General features: G+C 58.5%; 18 protein-coding genes, 1 tRNA gene and 4 pseudogenes. 15 read left to right on the top strand and 8 right to left on the bottom strand.

All coding sequences use genetic code 11. The features are described 5' to 3' along the window. Positions 1-33 precede the first annotated feature (33 nt). Together K7431_RS24745 and K7431_RS24750 are read left to right on the top strand one after the other, a co-directional pair. Positions 34-2496 (top strand): EAL domain-containing protein, encoded by a 2463-nt coding sequence (locus K7431_RS24745; RefSeq protein WP_015885078.1) that lies wholly within the window; start codon positions 34-36, stop codon positions 2494-2496. A 79-nt stretch (positions 2497-2575) separates the two neighbouring features. Continuing rightward, on the top strand, positions 2576-3343 hold the full coding sequence (locus K7431_RS24750) for a TenA family transcriptional regulator (protein WP_252120936.1): 768 nt from the start codon (positions 2576-2578) through the stop codon (positions 3341-3343). A 57-nt stretch (positions 3344-3400) separates the two neighbouring features. Here the strand turns inward: K7431_RS24750 and K7431_RS24755 are convergent, their stop codons facing one another. Together K7431_RS24755 and lldD are read right to left on the bottom strand one after the other, a co-directional pair. Continuing rightward, the gene (locus tag K7431_RS24755; protein ID WP_043205693.1) at positions 3401-4327 is read right to left on the bottom strand and encodes a GGDEF domain-containing protein; all 927 of its coding nucleotides are present in this window, start codon (positions 4325-4327) and stop codon (positions 3401-3403) included. A 302-nt stretch (positions 4328-4629) separates the two neighbouring features. Next, positions 4630-5772, bottom strand: a complete 1143-nt coding sequence (lldD, locus tag K7431_RS24760; RefSeq protein WP_043205692.1) for an FMN-dependent L-lactate dehydrogenase LldD — start codon at positions 5770-5772, stop codon at positions 4630-4632. A 100-nt stretch (positions 5773-5872) separates the two neighbouring features. Between lldD and K7431_RS24765 the strand changes: the two genes are divergently transcribed. From K7431_RS24765 to K7431_RS24790, 6 genes and pseudogenes are all read left to right on the top strand, one after another. Beyond that, positions 5873-6769: a LysR family transcriptional regulator gene (locus K7431_RS24765; protein ID WP_015885074.1), complete on the top strand. Its 897-nt coding sequence runs from the start codon at positions 5873-5875 to the stop codon at positions 6767-6769. A gap of 60 nt (positions 6770-6829) precedes the next feature. Beyond that, positions 6830-6905 (top strand) — tRNA-Asn (locus K7431_RS24770). A gap of 121 nt (positions 6906-7026) precedes the next feature. Further along, a pseudogene (locus K7431_RS24775) lies at positions 7027-7746 on the top strand (methyl-accepting chemotaxis protein); the annotation flags it as partial. Then, positions 7740-7901: pseudogene (locus tag K7431_RS24780) on the top strand (POTRA domain-containing protein); the annotation flags it as partial. The pseudogenes K7431_RS24775 and K7431_RS24780, both read left to right, overlap by 7 nt. Positions 7902-7903: 2 nt before the next feature. Beyond that, positions 7904-10315 carry a DUF637 domain-containing protein gene (locus K7431_RS24785; protein WP_052308686.1) on the top strand — a complete coding sequence of 804 codons (2412 nt, stop codon included), beginning with the start codon at positions 7904-7906 and terminating at the stop codon, positions 10313-10315. Continuing rightward, a complete protein-coding gene (locus K7431_RS24790) occupies positions 10312-10770 on the top strand; it encodes a DUF4279 domain-containing protein (protein WP_198409082.1) in 459 nt (152 codons plus the stop codon). Before K7431_RS24785 ends, K7431_RS24790 begins: the two co-directional genes overlap by 4 nt. Positions 10771-11256: 486 nt before the next feature. On the opposite strand, the pseudogene K7431_RS24795 reads toward K7431_RS24790, so the two are convergent. Further along, a pseudogene (locus tag K7431_RS24795) lies at positions 11257-11607 on the bottom strand (IS66 family transposase); the annotation flags it as partial. A 35-nt stretch (positions 11608-11642) separates the two neighbouring features. On the opposite strand from K7431_RS24795, the gene K7431_RS31305 reads away from it, so the two are divergent. Together K7431_RS31305 and K7431_RS24805 are read left to right on the top strand one after the other, a co-directional pair. Beyond that, on the top strand, positions 11643-11771 hold the full coding sequence (locus K7431_RS31305) for a hypothetical protein (RefSeq protein ID WP_232504881.1): 129 nt from the start codon (positions 11643-11645) through the stop codon (positions 11769-11771). A 518-nt stretch (positions 11772-12289) separates the two neighbouring features. Further along, positions 12290-12832, top strand: coding sequence for a hypothetical protein (locus K7431_RS24805; protein WP_148270929.1), 543 nt, complete (start codon positions 12290-12292; stop codon positions 12830-12832). Between the two features lie 32 nt (positions 12833-12864). Here K7431_RS24805 and K7431_RS24810 read toward each other — a convergent pair. After that, positions 12865-12963 (bottom strand): annotated as a pseudogene (locus K7431_RS24810) (LysR family transcriptional regulator); the annotation flags it as partial. A 222-nt stretch (positions 12964-13185) separates the two neighbouring features. Here K7431_RS24810 and K7431_RS24815 point away from each other — a divergent pair. Then, positions 13186-13644 (top strand): Hsp20 family protein, encoded by a 459-nt coding sequence (locus tag K7431_RS24815; RefSeq protein ID WP_015885070.1) that lies wholly within the window; start codon positions 13186-13188, stop codon positions 13642-13644. Between the two features lie 223 nt (positions 13645-13867). Here the strand turns inward: K7431_RS24815 and K7431_RS24820 are convergent, their stop codons facing one another. The 3 genes from K7431_RS24820 to K7431_RS24830 all read right to left on the bottom strand — a co-directional run bounded on the left by K7431_RS24820 (position 13868) and on the right by K7431_RS24830 (position 17126). Then, positions 13868-15163, bottom strand: coding sequence for a cation:dicarboxylate symporter family transporter (locus K7431_RS24820; RefSeq protein WP_015885069.1), 1296 nt, complete (start codon positions 15161-15163; stop codon positions 13868-13870). Positions 15164-15258: 95 nt separating this feature from the next. After that, complete coding sequence (locus K7431_RS24825) at positions 15259-16464, bottom strand: pyridoxal phosphate-dependent aminotransferase (RefSeq protein WP_015885068.1); 1206 nt, start codon at positions 16462-16464, stop codon at positions 15259-15261. Then, complete coding sequence (locus K7431_RS24830; RefSeq protein ID WP_015885067.1) at positions 16461-17126, bottom strand: RraA family protein; 666 nt, start codon at positions 17124-17126, stop codon at positions 16461-16463. The genes K7431_RS24825 and K7431_RS24830 overlap by 4 nt, the downstream gene beginning before the upstream one ends. 122 nt (positions 17127-17248) lie before the next feature. On the opposite strand from K7431_RS24830, the gene K7431_RS24835 reads away from it, so the two are divergent. The 3 genes from K7431_RS24835 (at position 17249) to K7431_RS24845 (ending at position 18651) form a co-directional block, all read left to right on the top strand. After that, positions 17249-18145, top strand: a complete 897-nt coding sequence (locus K7431_RS24835; RefSeq protein WP_015885066.1) for a LysR family transcriptional regulator — start codon at positions 17249-17251, stop codon at positions 18143-18145. A 120-nt stretch (positions 18146-18265) separates the two neighbouring features. Then, the gene (locus tag K7431_RS24840) at positions 18266-18460 is read left to right on the top strand and encodes a hypothetical protein (RefSeq protein WP_043205688.1); all 195 of its coding nucleotides are present in this window, start codon (positions 18266-18268) and stop codon (positions 18458-18460) included. Continuing rightward, positions 18457-18651 carry a hypothetical protein gene (locus K7431_RS24845; RefSeq protein WP_224265951.1) on the top strand — a complete coding sequence of 65 codons (195 nt, stop codon included), beginning with the start codon at positions 18457-18459 and terminating at the stop codon, positions 18649-18651. Before K7431_RS24840 ends, K7431_RS24845 begins: the two co-directional genes overlap by 4 nt. Here K7431_RS24845 and K7431_RS24850 read toward each other — a convergent pair. Beyond that, entirely contained in the window at positions 18607-19272 is a 666-nt protein-coding gene (locus K7431_RS24850) for a TetR/AcrR family transcriptional regulator (RefSeq protein WP_015885064.1), read from the bottom strand. The genes K7431_RS24845 and K7431_RS24850 overlap by 45 nt on opposite strands. A gap of 121 nt (positions 19273-19393) precedes the next feature. Here K7431_RS24850 and K7431_RS24855 point away from each other — a divergent pair. After that, positions 19394-19888: MFS transporter (locus K7431_RS24855; protein ID WP_224299493.1), on the top strand; the 495-nt coding region annotated here is incomplete at its 3' end.

Here is a 19888-nt window from a genome sequence, read left to right on the forward strand (position 1 = left end):
TGCGTATCCAGCAGTGCATGTGCAAGGGACTTCATGAAGCAAAAGCGGACTCTCGGAACGCCAAGGCTGTTGGGCATTGTCTGGCCCTTTATAGCCGTCGTACTGTTCCAGGCATTGTTAGGCTGCGTCAGTCTTTACGTGCTTTCGGCAGTACGTGGCTATGTGGCCGGCGAAAGCCTGTGGTCCAAGGGCCAGAAAGACGCCATCTATTACCTGACGCTGTACGCCGATAACCGCGACGAAACCACTTACCTCAAATACCAGCAGGCCATTGCCGTGCCCCAGGGTGGGCATGAACTGCGCATTGCCTTGGACCGTTCCACGCCCGACCTGAGCGCTGCACGCCTGGGCATTCTCAAAGGCGGCAACCACCCGGATGACGTTTCCAGCCTGATCTGGTTGTACCTCAATTTTCGCCATTTCAGCTACCTGGAAAAAGCCATCGAGCTGTGGACCGTCGGCGATGGCTACCTGGTGCAATTGGATGAACTGGCGCGTGAGATGCACAGCTCGATCACCCGCGACCAGGTCAGCGCCAACGATGTGCAGCAATGGAAGGCGCATATCATCGCCATCAACGAAGGCGTGACGCCCGCTGCCAAGGCCTTTAGTGATGCGTTGGGCGAAGGCTCGCGGATGATCCTGGGGTTGCTGCTGATCACCAACCTGGCCACGGCGCTCGGCCTGATTGTGCTGGCGCTGTTGCGTACGCATAAGTTACTGGCTCAGCGCCACGCCTTTGCCGATGCCCTGCAACAGGAGAAAGAGCGGGCGCAGATCACCCTGGAGTCGATTGGCGATGGGGTGATCACGACCGACGTCGACGGCGCCATCAGCTATATGAACCCGGCGGCCGAGGCGCTGACCCACTGGAATTCGGCCCAGGCGCAAGGATTACCCCTGGCAGCGCTGTTCAACTTGCTGGATGACAATGCCCAGCCCGACGGCTTTACCCTGATCGAACATATCGTTAAGGGCCAATTGAGCGGCGGCAGCGAGCATTCGAAAACCATCCAACGCCTGGATGGCAGTACGGTGTCGGTGACCCTGGTGGGCGCGCCGATCCGCAGCGGGGGTAAAGTCACCGGGGCGGTGCTGGTGTTGCATGATATGACCCAGGAGCGTCAATACATTGCCAACCTGTCCTGGCAGGCGACTCACGACGCCCTGACCGGCCTGGCCAACCGTCGTGAATTCGAGTTCCGCCTGGAACAGGTGCTGCACCCTGCCGCTCAGCAGTACGGCGGGCGACATGCCTTGATGTTTCTTGACCTGGACCAGTTCAAGCTGGTCAACGACACCTGTGGCCACGCGGCGGGTGATGAGCTGCTGCGGCATATCTGCGCGCTGCTGCAATCGGACCTGCGCGAAGGCGACACCCTGGCGCGCCTGGGCGGGGATGAATTCGGCATCCTGCTGGAGAATTGCCCGGCGGCGGTGGCGGAGAAAATCGCCGAGAGCCTGCGCCATACCGTGCAAAGCCTGCACTTTGTGTGGAAGGGCCGGCCGTTCATGACCACCGTCAGCATCGGCCTGGTGCACTTGGGGCACACCCCGACCACCCTGGAAACCTCACTGCGCGCCGCCGACATGGCGTGCTACATGGCCAAGGAAAAGGGCCGCAACCGTGTGCAGGTGTACCACGCCGACGACTCGGAACTGTCGCTGCGCTTTGGCGAAATGGCCTGGGTGCAGCGTCTGCACATGGCCCTGGAAGAGAACCGGTTCTGCCTGTATGCCCAGGAAATCTCACCCCTGGGGCAGACCGACGGTGGTGATGGGCATATCGAGATCCTGCTGCGCCTGCACGACGAAGCCGGGCGCATCATCTTGCCCGACAGCTTTATCCCGGCCGCCGAGCGCTACGGTCTGATGACATCCCTGGACCGTTGGGTGGTGGAGAATGTGTTCAAGATCATCGCCCGTTGCCTGCACGAGCGTCCAGGTCGCCCTATGGCCATGTGTGCGATCAATCTGTCAGGCATAACTATTGGTGATGATGACTTTCTCGGATTTTTGCGTGAGAAATTTCATACTTACGCAATTCCGCCCGGCATGATCTGTTTTGAAATAACCGAAACCAGCGCTATTGCAAACTTGGGCAGTGCGATCCGCTTTATTAATGAACTCAAAGCCTTAGGCTGTCAGTTTTCGTTGGATGACTTTTGTGCCGGAATGTCCTCATTCGCCTATCTCAAACATTTACCTGTAGACTTCCTGAAGATCGATGGAAGTTTCGTAAAGGATATGCTGGACGACCCGATTAACCGCGCGATGGTCGAAGTGATCAACCACATCGGCCACGTCATGGGTAAGCGCACAATTGCAGAGTTTGTCGAGACACCGCAAATCGAACAGGCGTTACTCGAAATTGGTGTGGATTACGCTCAGGGCTACCTGATTGAACGACCGCAATTGTTTACCTTTGATAGCTTGCAGTGTCGACCTGTGCGGCCGCAGCCTCTGTTATTCAAGGCGCCCGGCACATTCCGCTGAAACATTTGCTGGTCTGTACAATCACACTTAAAAAGGAGCCTTAACAGTGATCGACACATTCAACAGAACCGGCCCGCTTATGGAAGCCTCGAGTTACCCCGCCTGGGCTCAGAAACTGATCCTGGACTGTAGCGAGAGCAAGCGTCGAGTTGTCGAACACGAACTGTACCAGCGCATGCGCGATAACACGCTCAGCGCCAAAACCATGCGCCATTACCTGATCGGTGGCTGGCCAGTGGTGGAACAGTTTGCCTTGTACATGGCACAGAACCTCACCAAGACCAAATTTGCCCGCCATCCTGGGGAAGACATGGCGCGCCGCTGGCTGATGCGCAATATTCGCGTGGAACTCAACCACGCCGACTATTGGGTGCACTGGGCCCGTGCCCATGGTGTGAGCCTGGAGGAGTTGCAGGCCCAGAACGTACCGCCGGAGTTGCATGCACTGAGCCATTGGTGCTGGCACACCAGCTCCGCCGATTCGCTGATTGTGGCCATCGCCGCGACCAACTACGCGATCGAAGGGGCGACCGGGGAATGGTCCGCCGTGGTGTGTTCCACCGGCGTCTATGCGGCGGCTTTTCCCGAGGAAGAGCGCAAACGTGCGATGAAGTGGCTGAAAATGCACGCCCAGTACGATGATGCCCACCCGTGGGAAGCGCTGGAAATCATCTGCACCCTGGCCGGCATGAACCCGACCAAGGAACTGCAGGCAGAACTGCGCCAAGCCGTGTGCAAGAGCTACGACTACATGTTCCTGTTCCTGGAAAGCTGCATGCGCCTGGAGAAAGAGAAAGCCCCCGCAGTGATGCGTGAGCGCCAGGCGCGGGTCGCCAGCGAAGCTTGACCTGTGGTGAGGGAGCTTGCTCCCTCGCCAGCATTGAAGTGTCGCGCGTTGGCGGGGTTACCCCGCCATCGCCAGGCGGTTACGGCCTTCGCGCTTGGCCACGTATAACGCGGTGTCGGCTCGGCGCAGCAGGCTTTCGGCAGACTCGGCGGCCAGCAAGGTCGAGCAACCGAGGCTTACCGTCAATTCGATCCGCGTGTCATCCGCCCAGTAGTCTTGGGCCTGTGCCGCCTGGCGCAGGCGCTCCCCGACCATCGCCGCCGCGTCTCGGCCGGTGTTGGACAGCAGGATCAGAAACTCTTCCCCGCCAAACCGGAACACCATGTCCACGTTACGCAACTGGCCCTTGATCGCCGCGGCGACGGCGCGCAATACATTATCGCCCGCAGCGTGGCCATGGGTGTCGTTGATGCGCTTGAAGTGATCGATGTCGATCATCAACAAGGACAGCGGGTTCAGGTGCCGGCGCGCCATGTCGATTTCCCGTTGCAGGGTCTGGTCCATGGCGATGCGGTTGCCGGTCTCGGTCAACGGGTCGCGCAGGGCACTGCGGGTGGCGGCGCGATACAGCAGGGCGTTGCGCATCGGGTAGAGCAGGGGGGCCAGCAGCGATTCGAGCTGGCCGAGTTCCTCTTCCGACAACCGTTGGTTACGCCGAAAGATCAGCTCGCCCAGGTGTTCGCCTTCATGGCTCAGGCTGTAGCTCACCGAATGGTGGCCGCGATGGCCGAATTCCAGGCGCAGGTCGCTGGCTTGATGACGGTATTGCAGGGCGTCCAGGGGTACCAGGCGCTGGATCTCGCGGAAGAACACGCCGAGGATACGCTCCGGCTCCAGGCTGGTTTGCAATTGCTGGCCGAGCTGTTGGCGAAGTTGAGCAAGGGTCGTGGGGCGGCGTGGAAGGAGGGATGGCTGACCAAACCCCAGGCGTTGCAATTTGGCACTGTCGAAGTCAATTGCGTTGGTCTGGGTAGGTGTTTTCATAAGCGATCGGCCTCTAAGCACTAAGCTGTCTTACAGGCTCGATGAGAGTGGCAAGTGCCAAGCGTCTTACTGTTCCTTCAGTTCCGTAAAACATTAGTAACAGTTTAGACCGCTTTGCAGTGGGTTATAACCCCTGGGCACCGCCGCACGTCTTGTCATCGCTTAACCTGCTTGGGATTGGTTAGAGCGATATTCATGCCAATTTGTTTAACATTATTAAATGTTCTTATAAAACAACGACTACTCCCTAATCAGAAAGCAGTCGTTGAATCAGCGCGCCGGTTATTTGGCTGATGTCCGTCTTACTGCCGCTGGCCTACCAGGGTGGTGTGGTCAATCTGCTCAATCGACGTTACACCGGTCAAGGTCATCGCCACGCGCATTTCTTTGGCGAAAATGTCCAGCAGGTTTTCCACGCCGTTTTGGCCATCGGCAGCCAGGGCATAGGCGCTGGCGCGACCCAGCAGGCACGCCTTGGCCCCCAGGGCAAGCATGCGCACCACGTCCAGCCCGGAACGGATGCCGGAGTCCACCAACACCGTGAGGTCATCGCCCACCGCATCGGCAATCGGTGGCAGGGCCTTGGCGGTGGACAGCACGCCGTCCAGTTGGCGGCCGCCATGGTTGGACACCACGATGCCATCGGCGCCGAAACTCACTGCGTCCTTTGCGTCCTGGGGATCGAGGATGCCTTTGATGATCATCGGGCCTTTCCAGAATTCGCGGATCCACTCCAGGTCTTTCCAACTGATCGACGGGTCGAAGTTGTTGGCGAGCCAGCCGATGTAGTCTTCCAGATGCGTGGGTTTGCCCAGGTACTTGGAGATATTGCCCAGGTCGTGCGGGCGGCCCATCAAGCCGACGTCGAAAGCCCACTGCGGCTTGGTCATGGCCTGCAGCATACGTCTCTGCGCGGCGAACGGGCCGGACATGCCCGAGTGCGCATCGCGATAGCGGGCGCCGGGCGTGGGCATGTCCACGGTAAAGACCAGTGTGGTGACCCCCGCGGCTTGTGCGCGCTCCAGCGCGTTGCGCATAAAACCCCGGTCCTTGAGCACATAGAGTTGGAACCAGATCGCCCGCGCGCTTTGTGACGCGACTTCTTCAATCGGGCACACCGACACCGTCGACAGGCAGAACGGAACGCCTTTGTTCGCCGCCGCTTTAGCCGCCTGAACTTCACCACGCCGCGCATACATGCCGGTCAGGCCCACCGGGCTGAGGATCACCGGCATGTCCAGTTCCTGGCCGAACACGGTGGTTTTCAGGCTCAGGTTATCCACGTTGCGCAGGATGCGCTGGCGCAGGCTGATCTCGGCCAGGTCCGAACTGTTCGCACGCATCGTGTGTTCGGCGTAGGCGCCGCCGTCGATGTAGTCGAACAGGAAGCGCGGCAGCTTGCGCTGGGCGGCTGCGCGGTAGTCGGAGGCGGACGAGATGATCATGAACGGTGTCTCCACGAGGCAGGGCGGATCAGGATAGGTAAATTTCTGTCATGATAAAAACAACTTTTATCACTGGTATCCAGTCGCCAAGGGAATACTGATGAACTTGAGAACATTGCGTGCCTTTGTCGAAGTGGTGCGCCAGGGTGGTTTCTCCCAGGCCGCCGAGGTGGTGTCCCTGACCCAATCCACCGTGAGTAAGGCGGTCAAGACCCTGGAAGAGGAATTGGGCACGCCGCTGCTCAATCGTCTTGGCCACCGCAACGAACTCACCGCCGCCGGAGAAATCGCCTACCGCCGTGCCTTGGTGCTGCTCGCGGAGCACAACGACCTGGTGGCCGAGATCAACGACCTGCGTGGCCTCAAGCGTGGCGTGCTGCGTATCGGTTTGCCGCCGGTTGGCTGCGGTGTGCTGTTCGCGACGATGTTCGCCACCTACCGCAGCCGCTACCCGGACATCGACATCGAACTCACCGAATACGGCAGCAAAAAACTACGCGAGTGCCTGGAAGCAGGAGAGGTCGACCTGGCGGCCCTGCTGTTGCCGGTCGACGAAGACTTTAACTACCAACCGGTGCGCAATGAACCGCTGATGGCCGTGCTGCCCATCAGCCATCCACTGGCTTCGCACACACGCATCGACTTCACCGACCTGGCGGACTCGCCGTTCATCTTGTTCGAAGCGGGCTTCGCCCTGAACGCCAAGATCCTGGCCGCCTGCGAGCACAAAGGCGTCACCCCCAAGGTGACCGCCCGCAGCGGGCAGATCGACTTCATCGTCGACCTGGTCGCCGCCGGCCTGGGCGTGGCCTTCCTGCCGCGAATGCTGGCGCACAAACATCAACACGCCGGCATCGCCCTAGTCCCCTTGGACGAACCCCACACCGACTGGCACATCGCCCTGGCCTGGCGCGCCAGCGCCCACCTGCCACCCGCCGCCTTGGCCTGGCTGGAGTTGGCCAAGGAGCACGCCGATTCAACCGGCTATCCGGTTTAATGCCACCGAATGCCAGGCAACGCTTGACTTCTCCTTTTTAATCAGTAACATACGGCGCATTCCGCGATAGCTCAGTTGGTAGAGCAAATGACTGTTAATCATTGGGTCCCTGGTTCGAGTCCAGGTCGTGGAGCCAGATAGAGAAAGCCTGCAGAGATGCAGGCTTTTTTTTGCCTTGGATTTCTCCGGGGTGATCAAAGCGCACAGCGTGACCAGCATGAAGCCGTCTCAAATCCTACGATTATGAGGGAAGCTCCATGAAAGTCGCTGCAGTCGTTTCAACCAAAGGCGGGCCGGGTAAGACCACGGTTGGCGCCAATTTAGGTGCGTTCTGCGCCGATGCAGGGATCCGCATCCTGCCCATCGATCTGGATAATCAGCCGTCGCTGTCGTCGTTTTATGCGCTATCGCATGAGGCGCTTGAAAGGATCGACTACCACTTCAATGCCCAGGTCGAGCGCAGTTCACAATCGGTCTCCGATGCGGCGGAGCGCATTGGGCTGTCGATTGACCGGGCTAAACGCGCGATGAGCGTCCAGCAAAGCGAAACCGAACAAGTCGCTACGGCTATCAACGAGATGACCACCAGCGTTGCGGACGTGGCGCAAAACACCGAGGGTGCTGCCCACGCCGCTGGTCACGCCAGCCAGTCCTCAAACACCGGCCTGGCGAAGATGCAGGAAACCCGCGTGACTATCGAAGCCTTGGCCGATGAGGTAGAGCGCAGTGCGCAAAAGGTTTCGGCACTCGCGCAACACAGCCAGCAGATTGGCGGCGTTATTGAGGTGATCCGTAACATTGCTGATCAAACCAACCTGCTGGCGTTGAACGCGGCCATTGAGGCGGCCCGCGCCGGTGAGCAGGGTCGAGGATTCGCGGTGGTCGCCGACGAGGTCAGAACTCTGGCCTCGCGCACACAAAACTCAACCGAAGAGATCCGCCGGATTATCCAAGAGCTGCAACTGGCGACAAGGGCCTGGTCACCAGTCGCGCCTACCTGCCGCAACAAAACCTCGGCAGCGGCAACCTCAAAGTGCAGGTGGTGGAAGGCCGCTTGGAAGGCATGAAGGGCGCGGAGGGCAGCGGGATCACTGACCGCCAGCTCGCCATGAGCTTCGCGAAGAGACCGGGTCTATGCGTCAGGACAAACGGCATTTTTGGGAACAAAGCCAGACGGTGCAGCATGCCAGTGAGATCAAGGTCGGTGGGGATCTCGATGTTGTGGCGACGAATGAGCTGACGATGGTCGCCAGCCATGTAAAGGCGGGGAGCGACGTCAACCTGTCTGGCAAGGATGTGAACCTCCTGGCGGCTGCCAACGAAGAATCAACTGAGTATCGCTATAAACGCAGCGGCAAGAAGGTCAATCAGGAGGAAGACCATATTCGGCAGCAGGGTACGACGATTGATGCCGGTGGAGATGTAAACGTCGCTGCGCTGAACGACGTGACGATGGTCGCCAGCAAAATCAACGCCGGTAATGAAGCGTATCTTGTTGCCGGTAACCAGATGAATTTACTGGCTGAGCTCAATCGCGACTACTCCCTTTATGACATGACCAAGAAGGGCAGTTGGGGGAGTAACGCTGCTAAACGGGATGAGGTAACACAGCACACGAACGTCGGGAGTGAAATCAAGACGGGCGGCGATCTCACGCTCAAGAGCGGCGGCGATCAACGTTATCAAGTGGCAACCCTGGACAGCGGAAAGGACCTGACACTGGATAGCGGTGGCCGCATCGTGTTTGAGGGCGTGAAGGACTTCCACGATGAGAGCCATACCAAGAGCAAGGGTGACTTGGCTTGGTACAAGATGAAAGGCGAAGGGAAAACGGATGAGACCCTTCGGCAAAGCGCTCTGATCGCTCAAGGCAAGCTTGTCATTAAAGCGGCCGAAGGCATTCGTATTGACATCAAACAGGTCGATCAACAGAGCGTTAGCCAAACCATCGACGCGATGGTTCAAGCTGATCCGAACCTTGCTTGGATGAAGCAGGCGGAAGCTCGGGGCGATATCGATTGGCGCCAAGTAAAAGAAATTCACGATAGCTTCAAATACGAGTCTTCTGGGTTGGGGGCGGGGGCAAAGATTGCCATCGCAATCTTGATGTCGTTCATCATGGGCCCAGCAGGTTTCGGGTTGCAGGGCGCCAACTTGGCCGTTGCAACGAGCTTAAGCACCACTGCCGTCACCAGCACCATTGATAACAAGGGCAACCTGGGGCTGGCAATCAAAGAAACGTTCAGTGCGGGCAGCTTGAAAAACGCTGCTGTTGCGGGCGTGACGGCGGGTCTAATCGACTATGCAGACACCAAGTGGTTTTCCGATGCGAGTGGAGCGACTAATGGCGGCTCAACAGTTGTCTCCAGCGGGCCGATACAGAATCCTGGCTATGCCTCAAGCATGCTCAAACCGGAAAACTGGGCCAATACTCTCCTGAGAAGTGGCACCCATGCACTCATCAACGGCAGTGTTTCTACGGTCATTACCGGCGGAAGTTTAGGTTCGAATCTTGGAGAGGCGTTCATTGGTGAAGGCATTGAGCTAGGTGCCGCAATCGGGAACAAGAAGATTGGTGACTTGGCGGCGAATCTGGACGTTGCCCCCAAGATAGCTGAGAAGCTGGTACTGCATGCGGCATTGGGTGGCCTGATCGCCAAGGCTCGCGGAGAGAGTTTTGCCAGTGGAGCCATTGCAGGCGGTGTGGCTCAAGGGCTGACGCCTATTGCGAATGGCTTGTTGGCGGAGTATGTCAGCTCACGCTTTGAGGCGGCCGACCTAAGTGCCGCAGGAAGCCAGTTGAAGATCGGAACAGCGCAGATCATTGGTTTGATTGCTGCGGGAGCCGCAGGTGGGAACCCGGAGACAGGTAGCCTGATTGGCGGCACGGCGGAAAAGTACAATGATCAGGGGTTTCACCTTGACCCTACCGATCAGTTTAATGACGATGGCTTGCCACCGCAGAATACGCCGTCTGACGTCGATAAGCTCAAAGCGGAAATATCGTTATTCATCCTGATGGGGCTTGTCCCTGAATTGCTGGGCGGGGCTGCCGAGGGGTTCATAGCTAGAATCACTGGGATGTTCAGTAAGTCTTCAAGTGAAGCATTAGCTGGAGCGGGGACCAGGGCCGGTGCGGGTGGCGCGTCAGAGATTGGTGCGAAAGCTGGAGGTGCAGTCGCCGAGGGGGCAGGAGCTGCGGCAGAGGAGATAGTAGCCGGTGCAAAAGGCAATCAGCTAATAAATGGGACGTGGGTTGATGCTGAAGGGCTTCCATTACCTGTTCCTTCCAGTGTAGGTGCATCTGGGCGAGTCCCGAATGTTTTGCAAACTGGGGGTAATACTCTCAATAAGAGTACAGCTAACGCACTGAATGAGCATTTTGGTGAAAGTTTAGCTCCGCGTGAATGGGGCAGAGCACTTGAGGCATTAAAAGCTGACGCTGGAAAGCTTCCTAATAATTTTCATGGCAGAATACTAGACAATGGGGATTATGTAGGTAAAGCTGGCGAGGTTATTGGAAATATTAGAGATTATCTGCCATGAGTAAAAACTCTAGGATTACTCCTGTTTCGTCGGACTATGAAACATGTGCTGAGTGCTACGTAAGGTTGATGATTTACCCTGGGGAGAGGCACCCCGATGAAATCACTAATATCATGCAGGTTCGGCCAACATTAATTAATGTCGCTGGTGAGAAAATTACAAATAGTCGTGGGCTAACAAGAGAGGTAAAAAACTCTGGTTGGTTTTTGTCTACCGAAGGATATGTATTGTCAAAAGATCTTAGAGAGCACATTGACTGGATAGTTGAAAAAATTTCTCCGCATCGTGAATCGCTGAGAACAGTTCAAAAAATTGATGGAGTTAAAATTACGTTGAAATGTGTGTGGTTTTCCTTGCTAGGTCATAGTGGTCCTGTGCTTTGGCCGGAGCAAATGAGAGCTCTGGCGGATTTGGATTTAGAATGCTCTTTTGATGTTTACTTTGTCGAAAGTTAGTTGGTGCAAAAGAGGTAGCAGATACAGCTGCGACGGGCGGGGGAAAGTTTTTGTAAATGAAGGAACGTTTCCAGGCGAGGTATTTACCGGAAAGAAACCGTTTCAGACGACTCCTGGAACAGGGAGTGTGACACAGGAGAGGTACAACCCAGCGACTGGGAAACTGGAAGAATCTGTGATCGAGTACGACCAGTATGGCCGGCAGGTTGAAAGAACGTATTACACTAACCACGGGTATAGGAACCAAGGTAAGCCTGCGGAATATCATTCCGACCCGCACACGCATACCGAGGTCGTGGTCAGGGTCGTTAGAGCTTCGTGATTTTTGGCTCTTTGGTTGGTCCGAAAGCAACTGCTAACGCTCCAAATACACACAGGTTCATTACGGACTCTGCTGGTAATACTATTGATTTAGATTATACGAAGGGACTCAGGGAAACGAATGTGACGGTCACGGGAACGCGTGGTGGTGTTCAGTATGCGTTGCAGGGCCTTGGCCGTAGCAGATCCCTCGGGCACGAGTTCGCGTTGGGCCAGCATCTACTCATGCAGTTTTCAGCTATGGGCACCGCCGTTTCCTAGCGCAATTGCCAATGGTCTTCGTGGCTCATTTCCTTGGAGTGTGGCTCGACTTCGTACAGCCCGCCAATCGATTGAAGCACCTGCTCCGCCAACTGGCTTTTTATTCGCGACGTGCAGGTCGAAGAACTTGCGGCGCGCGGGGCCCATTCAGCCGATTTCAGTGATGCCCAACTCGAAGCTTGTCTTATAGCCGGCGAAGTCGTTACAGACCAGCTTGCCGTTCCACGTGCCTAGGAATTGACGCCCATGTGAGCCCACACCGATTCAGGCATACGATTGCCACCGATTTGATGAGGCAGCCCAAGTGTAATTTGCACATCGTCAAGGATCTCTTGGGACATCGGAGCATCAGTACCACCCTGAAATACGTGCACGTGGATGTCGACCAGGTGCGGTATGCGCTGGAGGAGATGCGGTGACTGGCTGCAGCTATCCACTTTTCCTACAGGCCAAGAAATTTTGCTGCTTTGACTTCGCGCTGACTCGCGACTATTTTTGACGCGTGGCAGTTTTTATTTTTGTTGAGCTATAGATTCGATGTACGCCTCCACCACGTTTTTCGTGGCACCGCTGTGATTTCTCAGTAGCAAATGACTGTTAATCATTGGCTCCCTGGTTCGAATCCAGCTCATGGAGCGCAAATAGCGACATAAAGAGAAACCTGCACAGATGCAGGCTTTTTTTGCCTTGGATTTGACCCGGCCCTCCCTGGCCAACGCACAGGTCGTTGCCTTAGACAACGATCCTCAATGCCATAGCGTTGAGTCCGTAAAGCGGGCGTTTGTCCGACTCCTGAAAAATAAAGTCATGGATCCATTTTGGATGCGGTGGAACTGGCCTTATCTGCCAACCCACCACTGGCTTGCCTGCTGGCAAACGTCATCCCAGCAGTTATTCATCCGTAACCACCCATTTATTGTTCAGGAATCCAACAACCGTGAAAGCCAGCGCCGCACTGCCTTATTCCGCACCTCTACCCTTTTTGCAGCGAGAGCAACCCACCACTTCGCCAATGGCGTCGCACCCACCTACCGTCCCATCACTGAATGAATCACAAACACCTGTGTACAAGCCCTTCGTCTTAACGGGCGATGCTTCCAACTACTACCTCAAAGACTCTGCCAACCCCCGTCAATCGCACTCGCTCTATCTTCTGGATACCAAGAAGGGGGTCTATAAGCAGAGCGCCACGCTCGTCGTATCCGATGGGAATGGAGGCTGGCAGAGGGATGTCGGTTTGAAGGGCGGCAAGGAAGATCCGAGAGTGACACAACAAGCCACTCTTAGACGAGAGTTGCAGCAAAACTTGGTTCAGGCCAGGTCTACGGCGGTCCAGACGGCTTCAGCGGTGAACGCAGAAGGTGCTGCTAACGGCGGCTATGTTTCGAACGCAACGCTTACCGCCAACGCTGAGGCTCAGAACGCAGTGCGGCTGCTTGAAGCAGCCCTGCGTAACTTAGGGTTAGGAGGAGGGAGGTAAGTGTCCGAGCACTACGTCTTGCGTGATTATCACCCCCCGGCGCGCACCAGCACGCCGCGCTCCAGTTCATCCACCACCGCACTCTGCGGCAACCAGGCAACGCCATAGCCCTCGATAGCCATGCGCATCAACCTGAAATGTTTGAGATAGGGGCTCACAGTGTCGCTTTGGTCGATCCCACAACGACCCTTGCGCGCCGGTGCCTCAGCCTTTCTTCAGGGGATCATGACCCCGGATAAAAAATTTTACGGACCCCGCTTGAAATTTTTCCGCCTGAACCTACTTAGGCTTTACGCGATGCCGAATCCGGGTCGCGTACTTAATCACTTGGAGAAAACTCAGGAGATTTTGCAATGGCTACTACTCTTTCGTTGGCCCCACTGTTCCGCCACTCCGTCGGCTTTGACCGGTTCAATGACCTTTTCGAATCGGCGCTTCGCAGCGAGGCCGGTACCACCTATCCACCTCACAACGTCGAAAAGCACGGCGATGACCACTACCGAATCGTCATCGCGGCCGCAGGCCTGGTGGAGGATGACCTGGATATCCAGGTGGAAAAAGGTGTGCTGACCGTCGCCGGCGGCAAGCGCGAACACAATGAAGGCATCACCTACCTGCACCAGGGCATCGCCCAGCGCGCGTTTCGCCTGTCGTTCCGCCTGGTCGACCACATTGAAGTGCAGGGTGCGCAGCTTTCCAATGGTTTGCTGAGCATTGACCTGCTCAGGGTCGTACCGGAGGAAGCCAAGCCTAAGCGTATTGCGATTGGTGGTGCTGCGAAGGCGGATGTGAAGTCCATCAGCGAGCAGTGACTGAAATGAATAAAGGCGCTCTTTGGAGCGCCTTTATTTGTGGTCTTCATACACGATGTCGCGGTGCCCAAACGGTGCAAAGTAACCTGTGGCGAGGGAGCTTGCTCCCGTTGGGGCGCGAAGCGGCCCCCGTTGTTGCATGACAGACCTGGGGCTCTGCGCAGTCCAACGGGAGCAAGCTCCCTCGCCACTGGCACAGTGGTTCTCCCTTAGCTGAACGGGATCAGGGCTTGTTCTGCACACCACAATCCGGGAGTGTTTGGGCTGTTTGCTGCTGCGCAGCCCGTGCCTCCCGGCTCTCCCACTTGGCAATCACCAACGGCGCCAGCGCATTGCCCAACACGTTCAGGGCGGTCGTCGGCATTTCCATCAAGCGATACACCCCCGCGATGAACGCGATCCCTTCCAATGGCAACCCGGCACTGGCCAGGGTCGCCGACAGAATCACGAACATAAACCCTGGCACCCCCGCAGCGCCTTTCGAGGTGAGCACCATCGTCACCACCAGCAGCGCCTGGTCCCCAAAGCTCAGGTCGATACCGTACAACTGCGCCACGAACAAGGTGCCGATGCCGAGGAACAGCGAGGCACCGTCGAGGTTGAACGAATACCCCACCGGTACCACAAAGCTCACCAGTGAAGGCGGGACGCCGTAGGTTTCGAGCTTCTTCATCAGTTGCGGCATCACCGCCGCCGAGCTGGCGGTGGAGAAGGCCAATACCAGTTCATCCTTGATATGCCGCATCAGCGCGAACAGGTTGATGCCGCACAGGCGTGCCACCAGGTTCAGCACCACCAGTACAAAAAAGGCGATGGCCACGTAGCTGACCATGATCAACTTGGCCAGCGGCATCAGTGAGCCGAAACCGAAGTTGGCCACGGTCACCGCGATCATGCCGAACACGCCGATGGGCGAGTAGGCCATGATCATCGAGGTGACCTTGAACATCGCATCCGAGACGCCCCGTAGCAGGGCAATCACTGGGTCTTTGCGCTCGGCGGGCAAGCGCGCCACACCCAACCCGAACATCACCGCAAAAAACAGCACCGACAACAGGCTGCCCTGGGCCATGGCGTTGATCACGTTGTCCGGGATGATGCCGACGATGATTTGCCCCAGGCTGTGGCCGCCACCATTGCTGGTGGGCAGAGTGATAGTCGCCGCGTGCAGGCTGGACAATTCCGTGCCGGCGCCCGGCTTGAGCAGGTTGCCCAGCACCAGCCCGACGATGATCGCCAAGGTGGTGATGCAGAAAAAATACCCCAGTGAGCGCGCCCCGATCCGGCCCAGGGATTTGCCGTCACCGTGGCCCGCAATGCCCACCACCATGCAGGAGAATACGATAGGCACCACGATCATCTTCATCAGCTTGATAAAGATGTCGCCCGCCGGTTGCAAGAGATTGTCCACCAGCCACGGCCGGGATTCGGGAAAGCGGTGCAGCAGGGCACCCAGGGCGATGCCGGCGAGCAAGCCGATCATGATTTGCCATACCAGCGCGATACGGGGCGTGTGCATAGGAATGCCTCATTTGAGATCAATGATTTTAAGTTGTTGTTCTAGGCAGTCAAAACAGCGGCCGTCCGTGGGTCGCCGGGTGCAGCGGGAAACCGTCAGCGCAGGTCGCGGCAAGCGTCCTTGAGACGACGGCACCCTTCTTCGATCACTTCTAACGAGCTTGCGAAGGACAGGCGCACATAGGGCGACATGCCATACGCTGCGCCGCTCACGGTGGCCAGGCCGTAGTCACGCAGCAGGTAGTCCACCAGTTGGGTGTCGCTGTCGAGGCGATCGCCTTGTGGGGTGAGCTTGCCCATCAGTGCGCTGACGTTGGCGAACACGTAGAACGCGCCGTCCGGCGGGGTGCAGCTCACGCCGGGGATGCCCGCCAGCAGGGTCAGCATGCGTGCGCGGCGTTGCTGGTATTCCTCGCGCATCGCGGCGATGGGCGCCTGGTCTCCGGCAAACGCAGCCACGGCAGCCGCCTGGCTCAACGAGCTGGGGCACGTGGTGGTTTGCGACAGCAGCTTGGCGATGGCCGCGATCAGCCAGGTGGGGCCGGCACCAAAACCCAGGCGCCAGCCGGTCATGGCGTAGCCTTTGGAGGCACCGTTGACGATCAGCGTGCGCGGCTTGAGGTCGGGCGCCAGGCGCGTCAATGGCACGTGCCGGGCTTCGCCATACACGAAGTGCTCGTAGATTTCGTCGGCCATGATCAGCACGTGAGGATGACGCCGCAGCACCTGTGCCAGCGCCTGCAGGTCGGCCTCACTGTAGACCGCGCCGCTGGGGTTGTTCGGGCTGTTGAGGATCACCCATTTGGTCCGCGGGGTGATCGCCTGTTCCAAGGCGTCGGGCGACAGCTTGAACCCCAGGCTTTCGTCGCCGGGAATAATCACCGGCGTTGCATCGTTGAGGCGTGCGATATCGGGGTACGACACCCAGTAAGGCGTGTGCACGATGACTTCATCACCTCGATTCAGCGTGGCGGCCAGCGCGTGATAGATGATGTGCTTGCCGCCGCAACCGGCCACCACTTCATCCAGCCCGTAGGCCAGGTCGTTGTCCCGTTGCAGCTTGAGGCAGATGGCCTGGCGCAGGGCGAGGGTGCCGGTGGTTGGTGTGTAATGGGTGTCGCCGCTGTGCATCGCCTGGCCGGCGGCTGCAAGGATATGCGCCGGGGTGTCGAAGTCCGGCTCGCCTACGGTGAAGTTGACGATATCGCGGCCCTGGGCGCGCAACTCGGTCACCAGCGCATTGGCGGCAATGCTGGGGGAGGGCGCGATGCCCAGGACGCGGTCAGACAAAAAGTGCTTCATGGCGCCAACCCTGCATTGTCCAGGACCTTGTCGATCCAGCTCTGGCGCACGGCACCGCTGGCGATCTCGGCTTTGACGGCGTCTTCATGTTCGGCATGCTGCGCGGCGCGGCGCAGCACTTCGGCGGCGTCTGCCTGGGAGAGCGCGACCAGGCCGTCTTCATCGCCTACCAGCAGGTCGCCGGGGTTGATGATCATACCGCCGATCGACACCGGCACGTTCACTTCGCCGGGGCCGGTTTTGTACGGGCCGGTGTGCACAACGGCGCGGGCATAGCACGGGGTGTCCTCAAAGCTGGCGACATCGCGGATCGCCCCATCAATCACAAACCCCACGCAGCCGCGTTGCTGGGCGTAGAGCTTTACCAACTCGCCGATCACCGCGTTGTTGGTATCGCCCTGGCCATCCACCACCAGCACATGGCCGGGTTGCAGCAAGCTCAAGGCTTTGTAGATCAGCAGGTTGTCGCCGGGGCGGGTTTTTACCGTGATCGCCGTGCCGACCAATTTGCCGGTGCGGTTGTAGCGCGTGAGGCCACGGGCGCCGATGTGCCGGCCGAGGTTGTCGCTGATGTGCGGGGTGACCACCTGGGCGAAGGCCTCGACCAATTCGGCCGAGGCCATGGGGGCGTTGGGAAGGATGCGTGAACCGGGCAAGGACATGGCAAATCTCCAGAATCGTTGGATAGCAACGAGCTATGGCCAGATCTTAGGAGTGATAATCGGAGAGTTTTAGCGATATTTTATGATGTGTTAGCATCGCTTTTTTTCATGAGCGGTCCGCCATGATCACCTTCAAGCAAATCGACGCGCTGTACTGGATCGCTGAACTGGGCAGCTTCGAAGCGGCGGCCAACAAGCTGAACATGTCGCAGTCGGCCATCTCCAAGCGTATCCAGGAGCTGGAAGACACCTTCGACGTCGAGATTTTCGACCGCAGCAAGCGCAATGCCCGGCTGACGGAAAAGGGCGGCGAGCTGCTCGACTACGCCCGTGACTTGCTCAACAGCCGCGACCAATTGCTGGAACGGGTCAGCGCCCGTGAGGTGCTGGTGCGCAGGTTTCGCCTGGGCGTCACTGAACTCACCGCGCTCACCTGGTTACCGGCGTTGGTGGAAGCGCTGCGCCAGGCCTACCCCAAGGTGCAAATCGAGCCGTCGGTGGAGCTCAGCAGCGAGCTGTTCCGCAAACTGGAAAGCGACCAACTGGACCTGGTGATCGTGCCCGACGTGTACAGCGATCCGCGTTTCCACAGCACCGCGCTGCAATGCGTGGAAAACGCCTGGATCTGTTCGCCGGGTCTTATCCCTGACGCAGACCCTGTCAGCCTTGAAACCCTGGCCAACTACACGGTGTTGACCCAGGGTTCACAGTCGGGCACCGGCTTGATCTACGAGCGCTGGCTGGCCGCGCACAACGTGCAGATGCCACGCACACTCACCAGCCATAACCTGCTGGTGCAGGTGGGGTTGGCGTTGTCGGGGATCGGTGTGAGCTATTTGCCCAAGGCGTGTCTGTCCCACCTGATCGAGCAAGGGGCGTTGCGCGCGTTGGTCACGCAGCCGGAATTGCCGACTATTCAGTATGTGGCGCTGCACCGGGTGGATCGGCAATTTGGCTTGAACCAGGACGTGGCGCGGATGGCGCAGGCGTGCTGCAATTTTTCGCGCCTGTTGTTTTAGCGCACGTGGAACGTGGCCAGGCCGGTGGGTATGCCTGTGTCTCGGTATCGTGATGGCGTAAGTTCAACGTTCTTGACGATGCATCGACCCGCTCCTCTCTCTAGCAAGAGGTCCAAGCGCATGGCATTTACCACCCTGATACTGGATGCACCCGGCCCTCCATTGTTATTTGAGGAAGTTGACCGCTTCCTTGAGTTGGGCCTGGTGGTCACCCTCAATCTCTATTATTTCGCGGATAAGCACAGCATTCGCCAACACTATGGCGAGCGCCTGCGGTACACCGAGATCAACGGCCACGACAGGCAAGCTTCATGACCGCGTTTCCCAGGCACATCAAAGCGGTCGCCATCGATACCTTCGCGCTGGAAAAAGACCGCTTCAACTCGCCCCTGGCAGGCGTCGGCACTGCCCAACTTACACCGCATATCGCAGGCAACACGACGACGGCGATCCGTAGGGCTTCACGGCAGATTGTCGACAAGATCCATGCGTTCAGCCTCACGTGAGCCTGTGGCGAGGGAGGCCGCAATATCCCAGGTCAGCAGGAGTTGGCTGATCGCTGCGTCGAGGGTGGCGTGCGGGACGTTATCGCGCGCCAGAATCGAAACGCCCTGCAGGAAACTATCAAACACCGACGCCATCACTGCCGGGTTAACCGTGGGCGGCAACTGCCCCAAGCGAATCGCCCGTTCCACACACGCCACAATCCCCGCCCGCGTACGCAGCCGCGACTGCGTCAACCCATCCGCCACCCGCGCATTCTCCGGGCTCGGCGCGCTCATCACGCCCAGCGCCACCATGCAGCCCTTGGGGTGTCCGTCTTCACACTGCATGCGCGCGGATTGGCGCAGTGCGGTTTCAACGGCCCGGCGCGGTGGCAGGTTTTCGTCCCACAGGCATTCAGTGACTTGGGCGTAGGTCGCCAGGTAGCGCTGCACGCATTCGTCGAACAACGCTTCTTTGGAACCGAAGGCCGCGTAGAAACTCGGCGCGGAGATCCCGCCGCCCAGGCCGGCCTTGAGCTGGGCCAGTGACGTGGCGTCGTAGCCGTGCTGCCAGAACAGGTGCATGGCCTGTTCCACGGCGTGTTCACGGTCGAAGGTACGGGGGCGGCCCATTTGTGCCATGAGAGATCTCCGGTGGAAAGCGAGATAAATACTAGTCGATACATAAGTCGTTGACAACGCATGGCGTACGCCCGCAACATCTGTATCGATCAGTATTTAAGTCCCGCTCAAGGAGTTTCCCGTGACCCCCTCATTGACCTTATCGGCGTCATCCGACCGTCTGCCCATCGGCGCCTTGCTCGCCCTGGCGATGACCGGCTTTATCTGCATCGTCACCGAAACCCTGCCCGCCGGCCTCTTGCCGTTGATCAGCGACGGCCTGGCGATTTCCCCATCCATGGCCGGGCAGATGGTCACCGCGTATGCCTTGGGCTCGGTGCTGGCAGTGATCCCCATGACCATCGCCACCCGCGGCTGGCGCCGGCGTAATGTGCTGCTGCTGACCATCGTCGGCTTTTTGCTGTTCAACTCCATCACGGCGCTGTCGTCCCACTATGGCGTGACCCTGGTGGCACGCTTCTTTGCCGGTGTCGCGGCGGGGTTGGCCTGGAGCCTGCTGGCCGGTTACGCCCGGCGTATGGTCGCGCCCCATCAACAGGGCAGGGCGCTGGCGTTGGCGATGGTTGGTACGCCGATTGCGCTGTCGTTGGGTGTACCGCTGGGTACCTGGCTGGGC

Origin of the sequence: Pseudomonas fluorescens group sp., from assembly GCF_020093335.1 — a bacterium.
Lineage (GTDB): Bacteria > Pseudomonadota > Gammaproteobacteria > Pseudomonadales > Pseudomonadaceae > Aquipseudomonas > Aquipseudomonas petroselini.

What these genes read in the sequence shown, in the direction of transcription:
- K7431_RS24790 (WP_198409082.1), top strand. Translation starts at nt 10,312, where the DNA reads ATGAGTAAAAACTCTAGGATTACTCCTGTTTCGTCGGACTATGAAACA.
- K7431_RS31305 (WP_232504881.1), top strand. Translation starts at nt 11,643, where the DNA reads ATGAGGCAGCCCAAGTGTAATTTGCACATCGTCAAGGATCTCTTGGGA.
- K7431_RS24750 (WP_252120936.1), top strand. Translation starts at nt 2,576, where the DNA reads ATGGAAGCCTCGAGTTACCCCGCCTGGGCTCAGAAACTGATCCTGGAC.
- K7431_RS24845 (WP_224265951.1), top strand. Translation starts at nt 18,457, where the DNA reads ATGACCGCGTTTCCCAGGCACATCAAAGCGGTCGCCATCGATACCTTC.
- K7431_RS24765 (WP_015885074.1), top strand. Translation starts at nt 5,873, where the DNA reads ATGAACTTGAGAACATTGCGTGCCTTTGTCGAAGTGGTGCGCCAGGGT.
- K7431_RS24755 (WP_043205693.1), bottom strand. Translation starts at nt 4,327, where the DNA reads ATGAAAACACCTACCCAGACCAACGCAATTGACTTCGACAGTGCCAAA.
- K7431_RS24825 (WP_015885068.1), bottom strand. Translation starts at nt 16,464, where the DNA reads ATGAAGCACTTTTTGTCTGACCGCGTCCTGGGCATCGCGCCCTCCCCC.
- K7431_RS24745 (WP_015885078.1), top strand. Translation starts at nt 34, where the DNA reads ATGAAGCAAAAGCGGACTCTCGGAACGCCAAGGCTGTTGGGCATTGTC.
- K7431_RS24850 (WP_015885064.1), bottom strand. Translation starts at nt 19,272, where the DNA reads ATGGCACAAATGGGCCGCCCCCGTACCTTCGACCGTGAACACGCCGTG.
- lldD (WP_043205692.1), bottom strand. Translation starts at nt 5,772, where the DNA reads ATGATCATCTCGTCCGCCTCCGACTACCGCGCAGCCGCCCAGCGCAAG.
- K7431_RS24830 (WP_015885067.1), bottom strand. Translation starts at nt 17,126, where the DNA reads ATGTCCTTGCCCGGTTCACGCATCCTTCCCAACGCCCCCATGGCCTCG.
- K7431_RS24840 (WP_043205688.1), top strand. Translation starts at nt 18,266, where the DNA reads ATGGCATTTACCACCCTGATACTGGATGCACCCGGCCCTCCATTGTTA.
- K7431_RS24835 (WP_015885066.1), top strand. Translation starts at nt 17,249, where the DNA reads ATGATCACCTTCAAGCAAATCGACGCGCTGTACTGGATCGCTGAACTG.
- K7431_RS24815 (WP_015885070.1), top strand. Translation starts at nt 13,186, where the DNA reads ATGGCTACTACTCTTTCGTTGGCCCCACTGTTCCGCCACTCCGTCGGC.
- K7431_RS24785 (WP_052308686.1), top strand. Translation starts at nt 7,904, where the DNA reads ATGCGTCAGGACAAACGGCATTTTTGGGAACAAAGCCAGACGGTGCAG.
- K7431_RS24820 (WP_015885069.1), bottom strand. Translation starts at nt 15,163, where the DNA reads ATGCACACGCCCCGTATCGCGCTGGTATGGCAAATCATGATCGGCTTG.